Raw genomic sequence first — 19,754 nt, 5'->3', positions numbered from 1 at the left:
GGGACGCCGGCGTGACCCTCCGCTCCGACGACGACGCGCGCCGCCGGCAGGCGCCGCTCGGGCTCAACGCGTCTGCGCGTTGACCGGCACCTTCACGTCGTCGGCGGCGTCCTCGGTGAGGGTGTTCGGGCCCGTGGGGTTCTTCGTCAGCGTGAAGCCGTCGAACAGGGCGCCGGTCGCGGTATAGGCGTCGTACCGGAGGGTGTTCCCGTCCACGTGAACGATCTGGTAGAGCTGCGTCCCGTCGCCGGTGCGGCGGAACAGCGGACGGTCGCCCAGGTCGTACATCTTGGGCCCGCTGACGCTGACGACGTACACCGTGCCGGCGTCCGAGACGCCGGTGACGCCCGCCGCCACGTTCTTCACTTCCCGTACGACTTCGGCGTCAGCCGCCGCGTCGCCACGGTTCGCATCCGCCGGCTGGCTGCGGACGTCGGCGTCGGCGCTGGCCTCGACGTTCTTCTCCAGCTCGTTGTCCGCCGCGGTGACGAGCTTGCTGCGGGCGTAGGTATGGTCGTGCCCCTGCAACACGAGGTCGACGCCGAACTCGTCGAACAGCGGCTGCCAGGCGTTCCGCAAGTCCGGGTTATCCCGCCCCTCCTTGGAGTTATAGAGCGGGTGGTGGAACGTCACGATCGTCCACGGGTGCGGGTTCGAGGCGAGCGTCTCCCGCAGCCAGGGGACCTGCTCCTTCGTCTTTTCGTTGGAGTTCAGACTGATGAATCGCACCCCCTGATAGTCGAGATACCAAACCGTCTCCTCCAGGCCGGGGATGTCCGGGCCGTTCTCCGGAAAGGCGAAGGTGGGCCGCCAGTGGTCGGAGACGGACTTGTCGGAGGTGTAGTATTCGTGGTTCCCGGGGGTGGCGAGGACCGGGGTGCCGCGGTTGATGAAGCCCGCGGCGTCGAACCAGCCGCCCCACTCCTCGTCGGCCTCCGCGTTGTTGATGAGGTCCCCGGCGTGCAGGGTGAAGGCGGCCCGGGGGGCGTCGGCGTAGGCCTGCCGGATCACGCGGCTCCAGAGGCTGAACACCTCGTTCTGGGCGTCGCCGACGTAGATGAAGGCGAACGGCTCCGCCGTGTCGGCGGCGGTGGTGAAGTGGTTCCACTCGCTCCAGTTCGTGCCGTTGCCGACGCGGTACACGTACTTGGTGGAGGGCGTCAGGTCGGTGAACTCCGCGGTGTGGTAGTTCGCCGCCGATAACTCGGTGCGGTAGGTCGAGGTCTTCGCCGGCACGACGGACACGAGATCGCCGTCCGCCCGCATGCGGTCGTTCGGGTCGACGAACTGCGGCCCCCGCGTCGCCCGCGTGATCTGGGCGAAGCCTTTCTCGACGTCCGCGGAGGTCCGCCAAGTGACGGCCTGCGTGGTGGCCGGATCGTGGGCGAAGGTCAGCACCACGCGATCCGGCATCGCGGTGGGGCGATGGGTGATTTCGGCGGCCTGCTCCGCGGGGCGGGGCAGGTCGCCGACGTGCAGGTGGGCGCCGTGCTCCCCCGGCGGATGGGCGAGGGCGGCGGCGGGCGCGACCAGAACGGCCGCGGCGAAGGCGGTGCGGTTGAACATGGCTGAGATTGTGCGACAGGCGGAACCGGACGCCAGTCCGCCGCCCCACTCCGGCCCGCCGGCTTCATCGTCGCTTCACAATCCGTCACGCGTCCGCCGACCGGAGGGGCGACCGCCGGGAGCGCTCGGTTGTGGGACCGCCCCCCCGCCCGTACGATCCGCCGGCCGTCGGCGGAGACGCTGCGCCCGCGTTCCGGCTCCCGCGACGGCCCTCATCACCGAGTTCAATACTACCTTCAAAGCGAGACGTTTCGTGGCGGTCAAAGTCGGCATCAACGGGTTCGGGCGGATCGGCCGCATCTCTTTCCGGGCGATGGCCGCCCGGCCGGAGGAGTTCGAGATCGTCGGGATCAACGACCTGGCCGATAACCAGGCCCTGGCCATCCTCCTGAAATACGACAGCGTTCACGGCCGGTTTCCCGGCACGGTCGAGGCCGACGAGGAAGGCCTGATCGTCAACGGCAAGAAGATCCCCGTCTTCAGCGAGCGGAACCCCGCCGACCTGCCGTGGGACAAGGTCGGCTGCGAGGTCGCCCTGGAGTCCACCGGCATCTTCGCCACCCGGAAGAGCGAGTCGAAGCCCGGCTACGACAGCCACCTCGACGCCGGCGCCAAGAAGGTCGTCCTCAGCCAGCCGGCGAAGGACGATATCGACCGGACGATCGTGATGGGCGTCAACGACGACACCCTCGAGGCCGGCGACAAGTGCATCTCCAACGCGAGCTGCACCACCAACTGCCTGTCCCCGATGGTCAAGGTGCTGGAAGAGGAGTTCGGCCTGGAGTACGGGCTGATGACGACCGTCCACGCCTACACCAACGACCAAAACGTCGCGGACCAGATCCACAAGGACCTGCACCGCGCCCGGGCCGCCGCCCTGAACATCATCCCGACCACCACCGGCGCCGCGAAGGCCGTCGGCAAGGTGATCCCGGCGGTCGACGGCAAGCTGACCGGCTTCGCCCTCCGCGTGCCGGTGCCCGCCGGCAGCGTGACCGACCTGACCGCGACGCTGAAGAAGTCCGCCTCGGCCGCGGACGTCAACGCCGCGATGAAGGCCGCCGCCGAGGGTTCGCTGAAGGGCATCATGTCCTACACCGAGGACCCGATCGTCTCCTCCGACATCGTGGGCGACCCGCACTCCTGCATCTTCGACGGCGAGTTCACCCTCTCCATCGGCCCGTCGATGGTTAAGGTGATGGGCTGGTACGATAACGAGTTCGGCTACTCGAACCGGACCGCCGACATTATCGCCAAGATCGCCTCGCTCTGAGCGTGAAGTGTGGTAACGCCGAGGCCCCGCCGGGGCCTCGGCGTTATTCGTTCCTCCTCCAGCAGGGCAGTATGACACGGCGAGAACGAGCGTTGGGCGTGCTGCGGGAGTCGGCTCCCGTGATCGCACCCTCCATGTTGAAGTGCGATTTCGCCCGCCTGGCGGATGAAGTCGACCTGCTGGACGCCGCCGGGGCGAAGGCCCTGCACTGGGACGTGATGGACGGCCATTTCGTGCCGAACCTCTCCTACGGCGCAATGGTGATCGCCGATCTGCGCGAGCGGACCGAGGCGATCTTCGACGCCCACCTGATGGTCAGCGAGCCGGGTAAGTACCTGGACGAGTACCTCAAGGCCGGCTGCGACGTCGTGACGGTGCACGTGGAGGCGGACGACTTTTCGCCCGAGCTGCTGGACCGCATCCGCGAGGCCGGCGTCGCGGCGGGCGTCTGTCTGAACCCCGAGACGCCCGTCGAACGGCTGGCCGCGATCGAGGGCCGCTACGACCTCTGTCTGGTCATGAGCGTGAACCCCGGCTTCGGCGGACAGAGCTACCTGCCCGGCTCCAACGAGAAGATCGCCGCGGTCGACGCGGCCGGCGACGCGGTCGTCGGCGTCGACGGCGGCGTCGCGGGGGACACCATCGCCGCGGCCGCCGCGGCGGGGGCCACCTACTTCGTGTGCGGCTCCAGCGTGTTCAACCGAGAGGACTACGGCGCCGCCGTGCAGGAACTCGCGAAGACCGCGGCGGGGGCGACGCGATGACTGAGGTCGCCGTCATTCGTCCCGGGTGCACCGACTACGACGCCCAAAGCCGCATCGCCGGCCGGCTCGACCTGCCGCTCAACGCCGCCGGCGAGGCCCAGAACGCCGAGTTGGTCGACGCCCTCCGCGGTCTGCACCTCTCCTACCTCCTCCGTGGGGCGGGGGGGAACGTGGCCGCGACCGCCGAGCAACTCGGCGAACGGCTCGATCTGCCGGTGAAGGTCACCGAGGATCTCTGCAACCTCGACCAGGGGCTGTGGGAGGGTCTGACCGTGGACGACGTGCGGCGCCGCTACCCGAAGCTGGCGCGCAAGTGGCACGACGAGCCGGAGAGCGTCTGCCCGCCGGACGGCGAAAGCGTCGGCGAGGCGCTGGAACGGGTGCGACGCGCTTTGGCGAAACCGTTGAAAAAGGGCCGCGCGTTCGGCATCGTCGCGGCCGACCCCCTCGCCACGCTGATCGAGAGCGTGGTGTTGGGCGAGGTGGTGGAGTTTGACGGCCCCCTCGGTCAGCCGCGGCGCTGCGGCAGCGTGACGGTCGTCAGCACCGAGGGCACCGTCCGGGAGGAGGCGTCCGTTTCCAGTCTCAGCAGTGAAGAACTGGCCGCCGTGTCCGGAACTCAGGACGCGGACCTGGCCGAGAACGGGGCGTCGACCGAATCGCGATGACTGAAGACCGCCCCCCCACGGACCCCGTCCCGCCCCACGGCGCCGGCGCCCAACGCACCGGAAACGACCCGCCCAAGAAGCGCGGCGTCCCGGAAGGCGTGTGGGTCCGCTGCCCCGGCTGCGGCCAAACGGTGTTTCGCAAGCTGGTGGACGAACGCCAGGGCCTCTGCCCGGAATGCGACCACCACTTCTACATCTCCGCCCGCGACCGCATCGCCCACCTGCTCGACGCCGACAGCTTCGAGGAGTGGGACGAGAACCTGCGGCCCGCGGACCCGCTCGGCTTCTCCGACCGTAAGCCGTACTCGGAGCGCCTCGTCGCGGAGCAGAAGCGGACCGGGCTTTCGGAAGCCTGCGTCTCCGGCCGCGGCTATCTCCGCGGTCGCCCGCTGGCGCTGGCGATCACGGACTCCGCCTTCATTATGGGCTCGATGGGCTCCGTCGTCGGCGAGAAGCTGACCCGGGCGATCGAGCGGGCCACCGAGCAGAAACTTCCGTTGGCGATCGTCAGCGGCTCCGGCGGCGGCGCCCGGATGCACGAGGGCATCTTCAGCCTCATGCAGATGGGCAAGACCTGCGCCGCCCTCGCCCGCTTCCACGAGGCCGGCGGGCTGTTCCTGTCGGTGCTGACGAACCCCACCATGGGCGGCGTCGCCGCCAGCTTCGCCAGCCTCGGCGACGTCGTGCTGGCCGAACCGAAGGCCCTCATCGGCTTCGCCGGCCCCCGGGTCGTGGAGGCGACTGTGAAGCAGAAGCTCCCGGACGGCTTCCAGACGAGCGAGTTCCTGCTGGAACACGGCTTCGTCGACCGCATCGTCAGCCGCCCCGACCTCCGCGGCGAAGTCGCCCGGTTGATCGACTACTGCGCCCGCTAACGTACGGTCCGCTGTGCGGACCGCGTCTCGGTCCGGCCCCACTCTGCACGGTCCGCGGAGCGGACCCTACGATGGGACGCTCGCTCCCCCTGTCATCCCGCCACGTTGAGCCTCGACGGACTGAATCCCCCGCAACGCGAGGCCGTCCGGCACCGGGAGGGGCCGTTGCTGGTGCTGGCGGGGGCGGGCACCGGCAAAACGCGGGTTATTACGCACCGCCTCGCGGAGCTGATCCGCGGCGGCACGCCGGCGGACCGGACGCTGTCGGTCACCTTCACCAATAAAGCGGCGAAGGAGATGCGGGAGCGGGCGTCCGCCCTGCTGCATCCGGGCCGCAAACGCCGACGGGGCGAGGCGGCGCCGGTCATCAGCACCTTCCACGCCCTCTGCCTGCGGATTCTGCGTCAGGAAACGGCGAACCTCGGCCTGCCGGAGCGGTTCGCAATCTTCGACCGCGGCGACCAGGAGAGCGCCGCCCGCGGGGTGCTGCGGGAGGTGAAGCTCGCCGACGGGGCCCTCAAGCCCGGCGACCTGCTGGCCCGCATCAGCAAGTGGAAGACGGCCGGGCTCTCCCCGAAGGAGGCCGTCGGGGCGGTGGAGGACGACCGCGACTTCCTCGCCGCCGTCGCCTACCGCAAGTACGCCGAGAAGCTGCAGGCCGAGGGCGGCGTCGATTTCGACGACCTGCTCCTGCTCGTCCTCCGCCTGTTCCGCGAACGGCCGGACCGGCTGGCCTACCACGCCGGGCGGTTCGACTTCGTCCAGGTGGACGAGTATCAGGACACCAACGGCGTCCAGTTCGGCGTGCTGAAGGCCCTCGTCGACGGGCACCGCAACCTCTGCGTGGTGGGGGACGACGATCAGTCGATCTACGGCTGGCGCGGCGCCGACGTGGAGCACATCCTGCACTTCGCCTCGCACTTCCCGGGGGCGAAGGTGATCCGGCTGGAGGAGAACTACCGCTGCGCCGCCCCGGTGATCGAGTGGTCGAACCGCCTCGTCACCTTCAACAAGGCCCGGCACGACAAGACGCTCACCCCGGCCCGGCGGGTGACGAACCCGGTGAAGGTCACGCCCTACCAGGACGCCGACGTCGAGGCCGAGCAAGTCGTGCTCGAGATTGACTTCCTCACCAAACAGCGAGGGGTGAACCCGGGCGACATTGCGATCCTGCACCGCACCGCCGACCAGACGCGGCCGTTCGAGGAGCACCTCCGCAAACGGCAGATCCCCTACGAGGTCGTCGGCGGGCAGAGCTTCTTCGACCGGAAGGAGGTCAAGGACGTAATGGCGCTCCTGCGGGCGGTCGAATCGGAGCGGGACGACCGGGCGCTGCTGCGGATCGTGAACGTCCCGCCGCGGGGCATCGGGCAGACGACGGTGAAGGACACGCTGGACGAAGCCGTCCGCACCGGCGCCTCCTTCTGGCAGGCGGCCGAGGCCCGCATCGGCCGGGGGGAGATCAACCCGAAGACCGCCGCGGCTCTGCGGGACTTCCGCGCCCTGCTGGCGGAGTTCCGCCGCAAACTCGCCTCGGCCCGGGACCTCTCCGCCGTCGCGGCCAACCTGCTGGAGCGGGTGGACTACGAGGCGGAGATCGACCGCCGGTACGACAACCCGCAGGAGCGGATCGCCCGCAGCGGCGGCGTGGAGGCAGTGCTGGATTCGCTGCGGAACTACTGCGCCGAGGCGAAGGCGCCGACGCTCTCCGGCTATCTGCAGGAAACCACGCTCGGCGAGCGGGAGGTCGAGGACAAAAAGCCGGACGGCCCCGGCAAGGCGGTGGTCCTGATGACGCTGCACTCCGCGAAAGGGCTGGAGTTCCCGCGGGTGTACCTCGTCGGTCTGGAGGAGGGGGTGCTCCCCCACAAGCGGAGCGTGGAGCTGGGCACCCGGGCGGCGATGGAGGAGGAACGCCGGCTCTGCTACGTCGGCCTGACCCGGGCCCGGGATTACCTCACGCTGAGCTACTGCCTTGGCCGTCGCAGCCGGGGGCGGGTGCGGCCCTGCCACCCGAGCCGGTTCCTCGCGGAAATGAGCGGCAAACAGTGGCCCGGCCCGCCGAAGGAGGAGCGGAAGCCGAAGCCGTTCGTGCCCCGCCGAGCGAAGGGCAGCGGCCGGTCGGCCCGCGTCACGCACACGCGGAACCGCCGATGAGCAGGGACCCGATCACGCTCGCCGTGGACGCCGCGGGGCGGACCGCGTCGCTCTGTCTGTGGGCGCCGCCCGCGGAGCCGGAGTTGTGCCTGCTCGACTCCCGCGGCCGGCGGAACGGCCGGGTGCTGGTCCCGGAGGCGGCCGCCCTCTGCGGACGGCACGGCCTCGCGCTGGGGGACGTCGAGCTGGTCTGCGTGACGCTCGGTCCCGGCAGCTTCACCGGGCTGCGGTTGGCGGTGACGTTCGCGAAAACCCTCGCCTTCGCCGCCGGGTGCGACGCGGTGGGGGTGCCCTCGCACCTGGCACTCGAACGGCTCGTGCAGCGCCGGGATCCGCCGGGGACGCGACTGCGGATCGTCAGCGACGCCCTGCGGGGCGACTCCTACCTCACCGAAGTGACGACCGCCGGCCCCGGCGAATTGCCCCTCGCCGACGGACCGCGGCTCGTTTCCTCCGTCGAGGGGCCCGGCGAGTTGGTTCGAGTCGGCGAGGACGCCTGCGGCCCCGCGACCGCGCGGACGGCGCTCGCCGTCGGGCTGGAGCGTTGGCGGGCCGGGCGGCGGGACGATCCGTTCGCCCTGGTTCCGCTGTACGTTCGCCGCAGCAGCGCCGAAGAAAAGGCGGACTCGACGCCGAGTTGACCGGATCGGCCGCCGTCCGGGTTGGGCGGAGGCTGCGCCGGGGGTACATTCTACTGCGTTCCGTCCTTTTCCCGCCGGTGATCCGATGGCTCTGTACGAAATCGAGACCTCCGCGCACATCATGATTTCCGAGGCGGAGACGGAGGACGCCGCCCGCGAGGTCGCCCGGGAGCACTATCCCGAAGAAGAGGTGCTGCGGGTCGCCCGCCGGCCGCGCGACGTCTGGGTCATCTCCAAGGGCCTGCTGGGCATCCGCGGCGTCTCGGCCCCGGACAGCAACGCCCGCGAGTGCCTCGCCCGGGCCGCCGGCGACAAGCTGCACGCGATCCGCCTCTACATGCTGGACACCGGCACCGACCTGCACGAGGCCCAGCGGGCGATCGAGACGAACATGTCGCTCGGCTGGTGACGTAGGGTCCGCTCCGCGGACCGTTGGGAACGAGCCGATTTCTTCAGGAACGGTCCGCACAGCGGACCCTACGAGACGGCGTCCCGGACGAGGTCCGCGTCGAAGTAGTTCACGCCCATGCCGGCGTCGATGGTCAGGTGTTGGGCGTTGATCCCGCTGGACCGCGGGCTGAGCAGGAAGGCGACGGCGTTCGCCACCTCCGGCGTCGTCACGGCCTCGTGCCGCAGCGTCGCCCGTTCCGCGAACAGGTAGCTGTCGAGGTAGCCCGGGATGCCGGCGGAGCTTTGGGTCTTCAACAGACCCGGCCCCACCGCGTTGAACCGCACCTTCGAAAACTGCGAGAAACTCTTGGCGAGGAAGCAGACGGAGGAATCCAGCGCCGCCTTCACCGGGGCCATGTAGCCGTAGTTTTCCGCGGCCATGCGGGTCGTCGAAATGCTGATCGTCACGACGCTGCCGGTCTCCGGGTCGAGCCGGTCGGACAGGGCGTTCGACAGGGCCGTCAGCGAGAAGCAGGAGACGTCCACCGCCTGCAGAAACGCCGCCCGGGGCGTCTGGTGGAAGGGCAGCCAGCCGGCGGAGTAGTCGGCGTAGGCCACGCTGTGCACCAGCCCGGCCAGCGGCGTCGCCCGCAGGTCGTCGGCGAGGTCGGTCGCCAGCCGGTCGATCGAGTCCTGGTCGGCGACGTCGCAGACGAAGACGGCCATGTCGCCGCAGAACTTCCGCACCTTCTCCCGACGCTCGGGGGTGTGAACGGCGAGCTTCACCTCCGCCCCGGCGTCCGCCAGCAGTTTGGCGGTGTGCCAGGCGACGCTTTTTTTGTTCGCCACCCCCGTGACCAACACGGGTTTGCCGGCGAGTTGGAGGAAGTCGAAGGCGGGCGGGGCGGCGGCGTTCTCATCGGTCATGGGCGGATTGTGGGCCCGGCGGCGTTACCATGCGACCGATGTTCGCCCGACGCCTCCCGCTGGCCGCCCTCGCCCGGTTGTGCCGGTCGTTGGCGACGCTGTTGGACAGCGGCGTCACCCTGCTGAAAGCCCTCTCCGTCGCCGGCGGCAAGGCGGGCGACCCGCGGGCCTCCCGGCTGCTCGGCGAGGCCGCGAAGGAGATTGAGAACGGCCGCGAACTGCACGAGGCGTTGCTCGTCACCCGGGGCTTCCCACGGCTGTTCGTCGAACTGGTGCGGGTCGCGGAGGGCACCGGGCACCTGCCCGAGGTGCTCCGGGCGCTGGCCGAGCACTACGAGAATCTGCTGCGGATGAAGAAGGCGTTCCTCTCACAGATCGCCTGGCCGGTCTTCCAATTGGTCGCCGCGGTGCTGGTGATCGGGCTGCTGATCTGGGTGCTGGGGATGATCGGCGACGGCGGGTTCGACGTGCTCGGCCTCGGCCTGACGGGCACGCGGGGGGCGATCATCTGGTTCGGCGGGGCGGGGGCGGTCGCGCTGGCCGGGTTCGCGCTGTTCCAGTTGGGCCGGCATTCGATGAAGTGGCGGCGGCTGTTCGACCCCCTCCTGCTGGCGATCCCCGTCGTGGGGACCTGCCTGCGGAACTTCGCCCTCGCGCGGTTCAGCTGGGCCTTCGCCCTGACGCAGAACGCCGGGATGGACCTGCGGCACGCCTTGGCCGCCAGCTTCAGCGCGACGGAGAACGGCGCCTTCGCCGCCGCCGCGGAGCCGGTCTGGGCGGAGGTGCGGGCCGGTTCGGAACTGAGTCCCGCCCTGCGGTCGACGAATCTGTTTCCCCGGGATTATCTGGAGATGATCGAGGTGGCCGAGGCGTCCGGCAGTATTCCGGAGATGCTGGAACGGATCGGCCCGGACCTCGAAGCGGACGCCCGCCGCAGCCTCTCCGCCCTTTCGGCGGCGGTCGGGTGGGGCGTTTGGGCGCTGGTGGCCGGGGTGATTATCTGGATGATCTTCAGCGTGTTCTCGCAGTACGTGGGGATGGTGAACGAATTTTCCGACCCCAATTTTCGTCCGTGACCGGGTTCCGTTTCGATCTGACCGCGACCGACGGCGCCGCCCGGGCCGGCACGTGGAGCACGCCGCACGGCGCCGTACCGACGCCCGCCTTCATGCCGGTCGGGACCGCGGGGTCGGTGAAGGGGGTGATGCCGGAGCAGCTGGCCGCCGTCGGTTCGACGCAGATCCTGGCGAACACCTACCACCTCGCCCTGCGGCCGGGCGCGGACGTGGTGGCGGACCTCGGCGGGCTGCACGCGATGATGGCCTGGGACGGGCCGATCCTCACCGACAGCGGCGGCTTTCAGGTCTTCAGCCTCGCCGAGTTGGCGACGATGACGGAGGAGGGCGTGCGGTTCGTCTCGCACATTGACGGGGCGAAGATGAACCTCACCCCGGAGGACAGCGTCGAGGTGCAGGCCAAGCTGGGGGCCGACGTGATGATGTGCCTCGACGAGTGCCCCCCGCTGCCCTGCGAGCCGGAGCGGATGCAAGCGGCGGTCGACCGCACCACCCGCTGGGCCGTCCGCTGTCGGGACCGCTGGGACCGCCTGGACCGCCGCACGGCGGGGGGCGACCCGCAGGCGCTGTTCGGCATCGTGCAGGGCGGCGTCGACCCGGCGATGCGGGAACGCAGCGCCCGCGGCCTGCTCCCGTTGGAGTTCCCCGGCTACGCGATCGGCGGGCTCTCCGTGGGCGAGGCGCCGTCGGAGATGTACCGCACGCTGGAGGCGACGACGCCGTTCCTCCCGACGGAGAAGCCCCGCTACCTGATGGGCGTCGGCACGCCGGCCGATTTGGTGAACGCGGTGATGCGGGGGGTCGACCTGTTCGACTGCGTCATGCCGACGCGCAACGGCCGCAACGGGACGGTCTTCACCTCCGGCGGCGTGCTAAAGATCAAGAACGCCGCCCACGCCCGGGACACCGCGCCGATCGATCTCGCCTGCGACTGCCCGGCCTGCCGGCGGGGCGGGGCGGGCGGTTTCAGCCGCGGTACGTTGCGGCACCTGTTCTTGGCGGGGGAGATGCTGGCGCCGATCCTGCTCTCCCTGCACAACCTCCGCTTCTACCACCGCCTGCTGGCCGATCTGCGGGCGGCGATCGAGCGGGGCGAGGCGGAGGCGTTCGCCGCGGCGGAGTTGGCGAAGTGGGGGGCCGGGGCGAACGTTGCGGCCGTCAATCCCCCGCCCGGCGACCCGGTGCGCGACCGGCGGGCCGGGTGAACGCGCTTCACGATCGGGGAAATCGGAGGCGGGTTGTTCGGTTGAAGCCGGAAAACTAGCATGCGCGGCCCGCCCGCCGGCCGCGCGTTTTGCTCCGTGCCGATCGACGACGCGGCGCGGCCCACCCCGATTCACATCGCTGCCAAAGACGGGATTGTCCGGCGAACCGCCGACGAATCCCCCGCCCGCGGGCGGCTCAGGACGAGACCGAACTGACATGACGCTTCCGCCGTTGCTCCCCGTGCGCCTTTCCCGCTCGGTCCGGCCGCCCGCCGCCGGCCCCCTCCTTCCGGCGGCCCTCGCGGCGCTGCTGTGCCTGTTCGCCGGGCCGCTCGCCCCCGCCGCCGCGCAGGTGAACGACCTCGCCGACCCGGCCGGGCCGACCGCCGCCGAGGTCGCCGACGACCCTCTCGTCGAGGAGACCGAGGGCGGCATCGACGAGGAGGACGTGATTGACGGCGACCCGGCGACGCTGCCCGGCGATCCGATCGAGGAGACGGTCGAGGGCGACCTGAACGCCGAGGCGGATCAGGTGCGGGTGCCCGCCTGGATCACGATCCTGACGGTCGCCTGCGTCTTTATTCTGCCCTTCGTCATCAGCTTCCTGCTGGGGCGGAGCTGGCGGATGAAGGACGTGCCGATGCGTCTGGGGCTCGTGCTGTTCCTCGCCGCGCTCGGTCTCACGCCGTTCATCTACAACGGCCTCGCGGCCCAGGCGGCCGGGCTGACCTTCATGGACGGCGTCCGCAGCAGCCTGAAGCTCGGCATCGACCTCGCCGGCGGCACCAACATGGTGTTCCAGGTCGACCAGGAGAAGCTCGGTCCGGAAGGGCCGGACCGGAAGGAGATCACTCCCGAGATCATGGACCGGATGGTCGGGGCCATCGGCAAGCGGATTAATCCGTCCGGCACCGAGGAGGTCACCGTCCGCCGCGTCGGGCAGGACCGCATCGAACTGATCGTTCCGGGCGCCGACCCGGAGAAGGTGGAACGCCTCCGCCGGGCCGCCACGACGTTAGGGAACCTGGAGTTCCTCATCCTCGCCAACACCACTGACCACCGCGACCTGATTGAACGCGGCCGGGCCCTGTCCGGCACGGAGCGGGTCGTTCGTCGCGGCAAGAACCCGGCCGCCGCGTGGAAGGATATCGGCCGGAACAGGGACGGGTCGCTCTCGCTGGAGGACGCGCTCGACTCCCGCAGCATCTACGCCTTCCGCTTCGTCGACGAAGACGGCCAGATCCTTGAATTCCCGCCCGCGGGGATCGAGGCGGGGCCGGTCGAGGGCGTGCGGGCCCAGGTGCTCACCGTGCTGCCGCGGCCGGGCAAAGAGGTGGACGGCAAGTTCCTCACCCGCGCCCGCAACGCCCGCGACCCGGACAGCGGCCGGCCGATGGTGTCCTTCAACTTCGACACCCAGGGCGCCTACCGGTTCCAGGCCCTCACCTCCGCGAACCTTTCTACCGACGCCCTCCGCCGCAGGTTGGCCGTCGTGCTGGACGAAGAAGTCCGCAGCGCTCCGGGCATCAACGGGGTCATTTCGAGCAGCGGCGTGATCGAGGGCGATTTCACCTCCGCCGAGGTGGACGAGATCGTCGACGTGCTCAACGCCGGCGCCCTGGAGGTGCCGCTGGACCCGACGCCGGTCAGTGAGTTCACCGTCTCCCCGCTGCTGGGCGAGGACACGGTCCGCAAAGCCGTCTACAGCATCCTCGGCGCCGGCGTCGTCGTGCTGATCTTCATGGCCGTCTACTACCTGTGGCTCGGGCTGGTGGCGGACCTCTGTCTGGTCCTCAACATCATCCTCGTGCTGGGGGTGATGAGCCTGATCGAGGCGACGTTCACCCTGCCGGGCCTCGCGGGCATCGTGCTGACGATCGGCATGGCGGTGGACGCCAACGTGCTGATCTTCGAACGCATCCGGGAGGAGCAGGCCCGCGGGTCGAGCCTGCGGATGAGCATTCAGAACGGCTTCGCCAAGGCGTTCACGACGATCGTCGACGCCAACGTGACGACGCTGATCACGGCCCTGATCCTGTTCCTGATCGGCACCGACCAAGTCCGCGGCTTCGCGGTGACGCTGTTCATCGGCATCGTCACCTCGATGTTCACCGCCCTCTACTTCGGTCGCCTGCTGTGCGACATCATGGAGCGGAAGCGGTGGGTGAAGTCCTTCAAGATGTTCTCCTTCGTCGGGGACACCAACATCGACTTCGCCAGCAAGGCGAACGTCGCCTTCGCGACTTCCTGCGTCGTGCTGCTGCTGGGCGTCGGCCTGATCGCGGCCCGCGGGGCGAACCTGCTGGATATCGACTTCCGCGGCGGCACGATGGTGACCTTTCAGCTCGACCAGGCGGAAAGCGCCGCCGAGGTGCGGGAGGATCTAGAAGCCCTGCCGGCGTTCCGCGGCAACGTCTCGGTCGAACGGCTGGAGCTGGACAGCGACGCCCCCGGCGAGGCCGGCCGCCGCTTCCGCGTTCGCACGACTCTGCGGGACCGGCAGCTGGAGGACGATCCCGAAGCCTTCGGCGGCGCCACGAGCGTCGCCACGCTGGTGGCCCGGGCCTTCGAGCAGACCGGCACCGTCAACGTCCGCCGCGTGACCGTGGTCGACGCCGGCGAGGTGGAGACGCTCGGCGGCGAGGACAAGGCGGTCAATCTCACCTTCTCCGAACCGATTGGCACGAACGCCGTCCGCCGGGAACTGGGCGACGCCACCGAGGCGATCGCCCAGGAGGAAGGCCAGCCCATTGACGACCCGCAGGCCCCCTACACCGTCCGCGGCGTGGGCGAGGCGGTCGGCGGGGAAGGGGAGGCCGGCAGCTACCAGACCGTCCGCGTCGTCGCCTCCGGGGCCGTCTCCGGCGAACGCTTCGCGGAGGCGCTGGACCTGATGGCGGCGGACCTCGCCGAGAGCCCCGTCTTCGACGAGGTGAACAGCTTCGACAGCGCCGTCGCCGGCGAGATGCAGCGGTCCGCGATCTTCGCGGTCCTGGCCAGCCTCGTGGCGATCGTGGGCTACATCTGGCTCCGCTTCCAGCGGGTCGACTTCGGCCTCGCCGCGGTCGCGGCCCTGGTGCACGACGTCACCTTCGTGCTCGGGATGGTCGCCCTGGCGAACTGGCTGGTCGGCGGGCTCAACGCCGGCTCCGCGGTTGGCTGGCTCGGGCTGGAGGAGTTCAAGCTGAACCTCCCGATGATCGCCGCCCTGCTGACGGTCATCGGCTACAGCCTGAACGACACGATCGTCGTGTTCGACCGCATCCGCGAGGTGCGGGGCAAGAACCCCGGTCTGACGCCGGACATCGTGAACCGCAGCCTCAACCAGACGCTCTCCCGGACGCTGCTCACCTCGCTGACGACGTTAATCGTGGTCGGCATCCTGTACGTGTTCGGCGGCGAGGGGATCCACGGCTTCGCCTACTGTCTGGTGGTCGGCATCCTCATCGGGACCTACTCGTCGCTGTACATCGCGACGCCGGTCCTGCTGTGGTTGATCAACCGCAACACCAACAAGCCGGCCGCCGCCTCCCCGGCGGTCCGCGAACCGGCCCCGGCGAAGGTGGCGTAGGGTCCGCTCAGCGGACCGTCCGCTGTTGACCGACGACGATCTGGCGAGCGTTTTCCCTCTTCGGTCCGCGCAGCGGACCCTACGAACTGATGTCTGAGTTTCTCTACGACCGCCCGCGGCCGGACCTGCTGGAGACGTTCGAGAACCCGTATCCCGATCGGGACTACGAGATCACGCACGTCGCCCCGGAGTTCACCAGCGTGTGCCCGAAGACCGGCCACCCGGACTACGGCACGCTGACGCTGAAGTTCGTCCCCGCAGACTGCTGCGTCGAGTTGAAGAGCCTGAAGCTCTACTACCAGAGCTTCCGCAACCATGGCGCGTTCTACGAGGCGGTGACCAACCAGATCGCCGACGAGCTGATTCGGCTGATGGAGCCGAAGTCGCTGGAACTGACCGCCGAGTGGACGCCCCGCGGCGGGCTGCACAGCGTCATTCGGGTGTCGCACAAGGCCCGTTGAGCGGCGTCATCCCGAAATTCGGACAGGCCGGAGCCCGTTCGTCCGGAGTTCGTCCCGAACCGTTTGACGCTCGCCGGTGTCCGGGTAGAGTAGGGCCGTCCTGAGCGACCGAGACTTCGGTTTCCTCGCCGCACGCTCCGTTCGTCTAGCCCGGCCCAGGACACCGCCCTCTCACGGCGGAGACACGGGTTCAAATCCCGTACGGAGTACTGCACCGCACCGGTTAGCCGCTCTCGCGAAGAGAGCGGCTAACCGGTTTTTTCATGCGTTGCGGCCGAAGGTCATGATGGTGATGTCGTCGTTCTGCTCCCGGCCGGCGGCGTGGGTGCGGACCTCTTTGAGCAGCGCCCGCCCCAGCTCGGCGGCGTCGGTCGGCCCCTCCATCAGGAACCGCTTGACCCGCTCTTTGGTGAACAGGTCCCCCCGCGGATTCATCGCCTCGTCGACGCCGTCGGTGATGATGAGGGCCGTCTCGCCGGGCTGCATCGTGCGGGAGACGGTCTCGAACGGGTAGCCGTCGACCACGCCCACCGGCAGGCCGACGGTGTCGTCCGGGAACTCGAAGAAGCTGCCGTCGGCGCTGCGGAACAGGGGGCTCATGTGGCCGCCGTTCACGACGTCGATCCTGCCGCTCTCCGGGTCGAGCAGCACGAGCACGAACGTGACGAACCGGCCCTCGGCCATGTTTCGACACATGTGGGTGTTGATCTGCGCGAAGGCTGGGCCGGCCTCGTGGACGTTGGCCAGCACGCTCTGCACGCAGGCGCTCATGCGGCCCATCAGCAGGGCGCCGGGCACGCCCTTGCCGGCGACGTCGCCGAAGGCGAGCGCGATCTTGCCGTCCGGCAGGGTGAAGGCGTCGTAGTAGTCGCCGCCGACGGCCTGGGCGGCATCGTAGCTGGCGAAGAAACTGTAGTTCTCGTGCCGGGGCAGTTCGTCCGGGAGCAGGTTGCGTTGCACCTGCTTGGCGATCTCCATCTCGCTGTCCTGCTTCTTCTTCTGCAGAGCTGCGACGAGCAGGCGGTGGCTCTCGTAGCTCATCGCCGCCTGACCGGCGACCGCCTGGAGCAGGTCGAGGTCCTCCGGCTTGAACTGCGTGATCGGGTTCTGGGTGTCGAGGTGGATCACGCCGGTGACGTCCCCGTCCAGCGACAGCATCGGCACGCTCATCATCGACCGGATCGCCAGGCTGGAGATGCTCTCGCTGGCGTCGAAGACGCTGTCGCTGCTGGCGTCCGCGGAGAGGAAGCCGGCTTTCTCCTCGACGACCTTTCGAAGGATCGTGCGGCTCATCTTGACCGTGGAGTCCTCCCCCTCCTGCCGCTGTTTTTGCGCAGCGGGGTAGAACCCGGCGCTGAGGTCCCCGCCCTTACGCAGCAGGATCACGCCGCGGTCGGCCCCGGGGAAGATGTTGAACAGCGTTTGCAGGACCTGCGGGAGCAACCCGGTGACGTCGTCCGCCGCGGCGGCCGCCGCCAGATCGCGGGCGATGCTGATGACGGCCTCGAGCTTCTGCTGCGGGCGGACGTCCAGCAGCCCGTACCCGCTGCCCGCCGAGGCGCTGCCGGTGACCGTCGCGCTCTCCGGCCCCTCCTCCGTCAGCGAGAAGGAGAGCACGGAATCGAGGTTCGGCGCCGCGGCCCGTTCGGCGGTTTCGTCTTCGAAGCGGGCCAGCACCGGGCCGAACTTCAGCCGGTCGCCGCTGTTGAGGTCGACCGGCGTCGTGATCCGCTTCCCGTTGAGGAAGGTGCCGTTGCCGCTGTCCAGATCCTCCAGGGTCCAGCCGCCGTTGCCGCCGGGCTTCTTGGTGAAGATCGCGTGGCGCCGCGAGACCATGTTGCTGTCGATCTGCACGTCGACCTCCGGCAAGCGGCCGACGATCGCCTTCTCGCCGCTGATGCGGCGGGTGTCGGCGGTGTCCCCTTGCAGGAGAACGAGCTTGGGCATCGGCGGGGCGGGGGGCGGGACGGAGCGGACCGCGGCGGGCCGGCGAAGATACCGCTCCCCCGGAGGCGACGCACCCCGTTCCGCCGGGCCCGACGATCAGCCGCCGAAGAGCCGTTCGGAGTTTCCTCGCAGGACTTTCAGCCCGAATTCGACGGCCCGCTCCTCGCTCCAGCCGCGGCTCTCGCAGAACTCCGCCGCCAGTTCCTTCGCCAGGATCTTGCGGTACATCGCGAACTTCGGCAGCACGAACTCCAGCTTGTAGGCGTCGGAGTAGTAGCCGACCACTTTGTCCCCCGGCACCGCCTGCAAACGGGCCCGCAGGTTCGGGGCGATGTGGGCCGGAATGTTCGAGTACCACCAGTGCCCGTTGGCGACGACGTTCGGGAAGATCCAGGCGTAGCTGACCAATTCCTGGTTCATCGTCGGCGCCAGCACGCTGACGGGGAACGTCACCTCCGGGAAGGCGTTGAACAGCTCGGCGTATTGGCTGAGGCTACACCGACTGTCGTACAGGTCCCGGCCCTGGTGCACGCCGGCCGGGTAGACGTTGCGGTTCACGCCGATCATCAGATCGAACGGCAGCCCGAACTCCCGGCAGTGCTCGGCGAGCGTCCAGAAGACGAACCGGCTGACGTCGTACTCGCCGCCTTCCACAAACATCCGATCGAGGTCCTCCGCCGTCAGACCGGCTTTCTCGGCTGCGTCGCTGACGACCTCCGGCAGTTCCATTCGTAACCCGGCGATCGCCTCCTCGTCGCCGCGGAATGCCTTCAGGTATTCGTTGATCGTCAGATCCTCGTCCGGTTCCCCTGGCTCGAAGTCCGGCGGCAGCGAGATCGCGCAGGCCCCCGCGCCCTTACTCGTGAAATGCTCGAACAGCTTGCGGATCGCCGCCCGCAGGCTGTCGGAGTCGCCGACTTCGATGCCGGTCGCCTTCGCCAGCCGTTCCCGCACCTCCGGCGTGTGCAGCTTGAAGACGAGGTCGTCCGTCCGCAGGCAGGGGACGTAGAAGTTCGTGTCGAAGTCTTCGAGCGGGTCGTCGAAGTCGTTTGTCAGGAAGACCTTTTCGAGGTTCGTTTGCCGGATGATCCGGTCGGTGTAGCCGGGCTCGGCCATCTGCTTGGCGGCCTCGTCGTACAGCGCCTCCCAGTTGTCGCGGGTCAGCCGGTCGCCGTCCCAGCCGAAGAAGGTCTGCGCAAGTTCGATGAACCAGCTCAGCTGGACGGTGTTGTCCAGCCGCTCCAGCGTCGGCACGAGGTTGGCGACGAGTTCCTTCGGGTCGAGCGGGCCGGCGGCCGGTTCGATCTGCTCCTTGGCCAGCCCGGCGGAGCGGGCGAGCTCCGTGTAATAGTGGTAGCCGAGGATGTCCGCGAGGGTCTCGCTGGTCGGCGAGTGCGGATTGATATGGGAGTGCGGGTCGAAGATCGGCGCCGCCTCCAGGCCGGAGAGGATGCGGTCGGCGGCGGTTTCATTCGGCATGGGAGCGACTCCGGAGGGGGGGGCGAATGATGCCGTTTCCGCCGTACCGCCGCGACCCACCGGGCGGGGCGGGGGTTATGATGCGGATATGGTCGCCGCCACGCCCCTCGCCGCCCTGCCGCCCGGCCCGCTCGTTCAGGACCCCCACGCTGCCCGACATCTCCTGGAGGAGCGTCGGCGCAGCGGCCTCGATCGTTACGACGAGGTGTGGGACGGGAGATACATCCTTATGCCGCTGCCCGGGAATCAGCATCAGTCGATCGTCAATCGAATCGCCTTTCAGCTGACGCGATACTTGGACGACGCGGGCGTTTCCGAGGCGGTACAGCCCGGCGCGAACGTCTCCGATCGATCAGACGACTGGACGAAGAACTACCGCTGTCCCGACGTCGTCGTCTACCTCCCCGGGAATCCCGCCGAGGACCGCGGCAGTCACTGGTTCGGCGGACCGGACCTCGCGGTGGAAGTCCTGTCAGAGGGGGACCTCGCTCTCGAGACTCTGCCGTTTTACGCCTCGGTAGGCGTGCGGGAGCTTTGGTTGCTCGACCGCGATCCGTGGCGGCTCTCCCGCTTCCGGTTGCAGGACGGGGCGTTGATCGCCGACGGCGTCGCGGAGCCGGGCGGGGCACCGGTCCGCAGCGTCGTGCTGCCGTTGGACTGGTCGCTCTCGTCGGAGGAGCCGCCGGCGGTGCGTCTCGCCGCGGCGAAGTGACGGCACGGTCGGACGAAGCGGGTCGTGAGCCTACGATGCTCC

At 69.2% G+C, this 19,754-nt stretch carries 15 protein-coding genes, 1 tRNA gene and 1 pseudogene; 13 read left to right on the top strand and 4 right to left on the bottom strand.

What is annotated here, in order from left to right; translation table 11 throughout:
• Nucleotides 1–63 precede the first annotated feature (63 nt).
• The gene (locus ACG2DA_RS01045) at nucleotides 64–1,566 is read right to left on the bottom strand and encodes a fibronectin type III domain-containing protein (protein ID WP_395253597.1); all 1,503 of its coding nucleotides are present in this window, start codon (nucleotides 1,564–1,566) and stop codon (nucleotides 64–66) included.
• Nucleotides 1,567–1,819: 253 nt separating this feature from the next.
• Between ACG2DA_RS01045 and gap the strand changes: the two genes are divergently transcribed.
• The 7 genes and pseudogenes from gap (at nucleotide 1,820) to ACG2DA_RS01010 (ending at nucleotide 8,353) form a co-directional block, all read left to right on the top strand.
• Nucleotides 1,820–2,839, top strand: coding sequence for a type I glyceraldehyde-3-phosphate dehydrogenase (gene gap, locus ACG2DA_RS01040; RefSeq protein WP_395253596.1), 1,020 nt, complete (start codon nucleotides 1,820–1,822; stop codon nucleotides 2,837–2,839).
• Nucleotides 2,840–2,958: 119 nt separating this feature from the next.
• Nucleotides 2,959–3,603 (top strand): ribulose-phosphate 3-epimerase, encoded by a 645-nt coding sequence (gene rpe, locus ACG2DA_RS01035; RefSeq protein WP_395253595.1) that lies wholly within the window; start codon nucleotides 2,959–2,961, stop codon nucleotides 3,601–3,603.
• Nucleotides 3,600–4,271, top strand: a complete 672-nt coding sequence (locus ACG2DA_RS01030; RefSeq protein WP_395253594.1) for a histidine phosphatase family protein — start codon at nucleotides 3,600–3,602, stop codon at nucleotides 4,269–4,271. Before rpe ends, ACG2DA_RS01030 begins: the two co-directional genes overlap by 4 nt.
• Nucleotides 4,272–5,146, top strand: a pseudogene (gene accD / locus ACG2DA_RS01025) (acetyl-CoA carboxylase, carboxyltransferase subunit beta). It abuts the gene before it with no gap.
• Between the two features lie 105 nt (nucleotides 5,147–5,251).
• Nucleotides 5,252–7,303, top strand: coding sequence for an ATP-dependent helicase (locus ACG2DA_RS01020; RefSeq protein ID WP_395253593.1), 2,052 nt, complete (start codon nucleotides 5,252–5,254; stop codon nucleotides 7,301–7,303).
• Nucleotides 7,300–7,944: a tRNA (adenosine(37)-N6)-threonylcarbamoyltransferase complex dimerization subunit type 1 TsaB gene (gene tsaB, locus ACG2DA_RS01015; protein WP_395253592.1), complete on the top strand. Its 645-nt coding sequence runs from the start codon at nucleotides 7,300–7,302 to the stop codon at nucleotides 7,942–7,944. The genes ACG2DA_RS01020 and tsaB overlap by 4 nt, the downstream gene beginning before the upstream one ends.
• A gap of 85 nt (nucleotides 7,945–8,029) precedes the next feature.
• Nucleotides 8,030–8,353 carry a DUF6793 family protein gene (locus ACG2DA_RS01010; protein ID WP_395253591.1) on the top strand — a complete coding sequence of 108 codons (324 nt, stop codon included), beginning with the start codon at nucleotides 8,030–8,032 and terminating at the stop codon, nucleotides 8,351–8,353.
• Between the two features lie 68 nt (nucleotides 8,354–8,421).
• On the opposite strand, the gene ACG2DA_RS01005 is transcribed toward ACG2DA_RS01010, so the two are convergent.
• Complete coding sequence (locus ACG2DA_RS01005) at nucleotides 8,422–9,261, bottom strand: enoyl-ACP reductase (RefSeq protein WP_395253590.1); 840 nt, start codon at nucleotides 9,259–9,261, stop codon at nucleotides 8,422–8,424.
• Between the two features lie 38 nt (nucleotides 9,262–9,299).
• On the opposite strand from ACG2DA_RS01005, the gene ACG2DA_RS01000 reads away from it, so the two are divergent.
• The 5 genes from ACG2DA_RS01000 to ACG2DA_RS00980 all read left to right on the top strand — a co-directional run bounded on the left by ACG2DA_RS01000 (nucleotide 9,300) and on the right by ACG2DA_RS00980 (nucleotide 15,783).
• Complete coding sequence (locus ACG2DA_RS01000; protein WP_395253589.1) at nucleotides 9,300–10,337, top strand: type II secretion system F family protein; 1,038 nt, start codon at nucleotides 9,300–9,302, stop codon at nucleotides 10,335–10,337.
• Complete coding sequence (gene tgt / locus ACG2DA_RS00995; protein WP_395253588.1) at nucleotides 10,334–11,542, top strand: tRNA guanosine(34) transglycosylase Tgt; 1,209 nt, start codon at nucleotides 10,334–10,336, stop codon at nucleotides 11,540–11,542. Before ACG2DA_RS01000 ends, tgt begins: the two co-directional genes overlap by 4 nt.
• Before the next feature lie 241 nt (nucleotides 11,543–11,783).
• Nucleotides 11,784–15,113, top strand: a complete 3,330-nt coding sequence (gene secD, locus ACG2DA_RS00990; RefSeq protein WP_395253587.1) for a protein translocase subunit SecD — start codon at nucleotides 11,784–11,786, stop codon at nucleotides 15,111–15,113.
• Between the two features lie 89 nt (nucleotides 15,114–15,202).
• Nucleotides 15,203–15,574, top strand: a complete 372-nt coding sequence (queF, locus tag ACG2DA_RS00985) for a preQ(1) synthase (RefSeq protein ID WP_395253586.1) — start codon at nucleotides 15,203–15,205, stop codon at nucleotides 15,572–15,574.
• A gap of 134 nt (nucleotides 15,575–15,708) precedes the next feature.
• Nucleotides 15,709–15,783 (top strand) — tRNA-Glu (locus ACG2DA_RS00980).
• 52 nt (nucleotides 15,784–15,835) lie between these two features.
• On the opposite strand, the gene ACG2DA_RS00975 is transcribed toward ACG2DA_RS00980, so the two are convergent.
• Both ACG2DA_RS00975 and ACG2DA_RS00970 read right to left on the bottom strand, forming a co-directional pair.
• Complete coding sequence (locus tag ACG2DA_RS00975; protein WP_395253585.1) at nucleotides 15,836–17,521, bottom strand: SpoIIE family protein phosphatase; 1,686 nt, start codon at nucleotides 17,519–17,521, stop codon at nucleotides 15,836–15,838.
• A gap of 96 nt (nucleotides 17,522–17,617) precedes the next feature.
• Nucleotides 17,618–19,000 (bottom strand): glucuronate isomerase, encoded by a 1,383-nt coding sequence (locus tag ACG2DA_RS00970; protein ID WP_395253584.1) that lies wholly within the window; start codon nucleotides 18,998–19,000, stop codon nucleotides 17,618–17,620.
• Nucleotides 19,001–19,088: 88 nt separating this feature from the next.
• Here ACG2DA_RS00970 and ACG2DA_RS00965 point away from each other — a divergent pair, with 88 nt between their 5' ends.
• The gene (locus ACG2DA_RS00965; RefSeq protein ID WP_395253583.1) at nucleotides 19,089–19,712 is read left to right on the top strand and encodes a Uma2 family endonuclease; all 624 of its coding nucleotides are present in this window, start codon (nucleotides 19,089–19,091) and stop codon (nucleotides 19,710–19,712) included.
• Nucleotides 19,713–19,754: the final 42 nt, after the last annotated feature.

Origin of the sequence: Alienimonas sp. DA493 (assembly GCF_043951915.1) — a bacterium.
Taxonomy (GTDB): domain Bacteria; phylum Planctomycetota; class Planctomycetia; order Planctomycetales; family Planctomycetaceae; genus Alienimonas.
The sequence above is the reverse complement of the archived record's forward strand: the minus strand, read 5'-3'. Positions and strand labels throughout refer to the sequence as shown.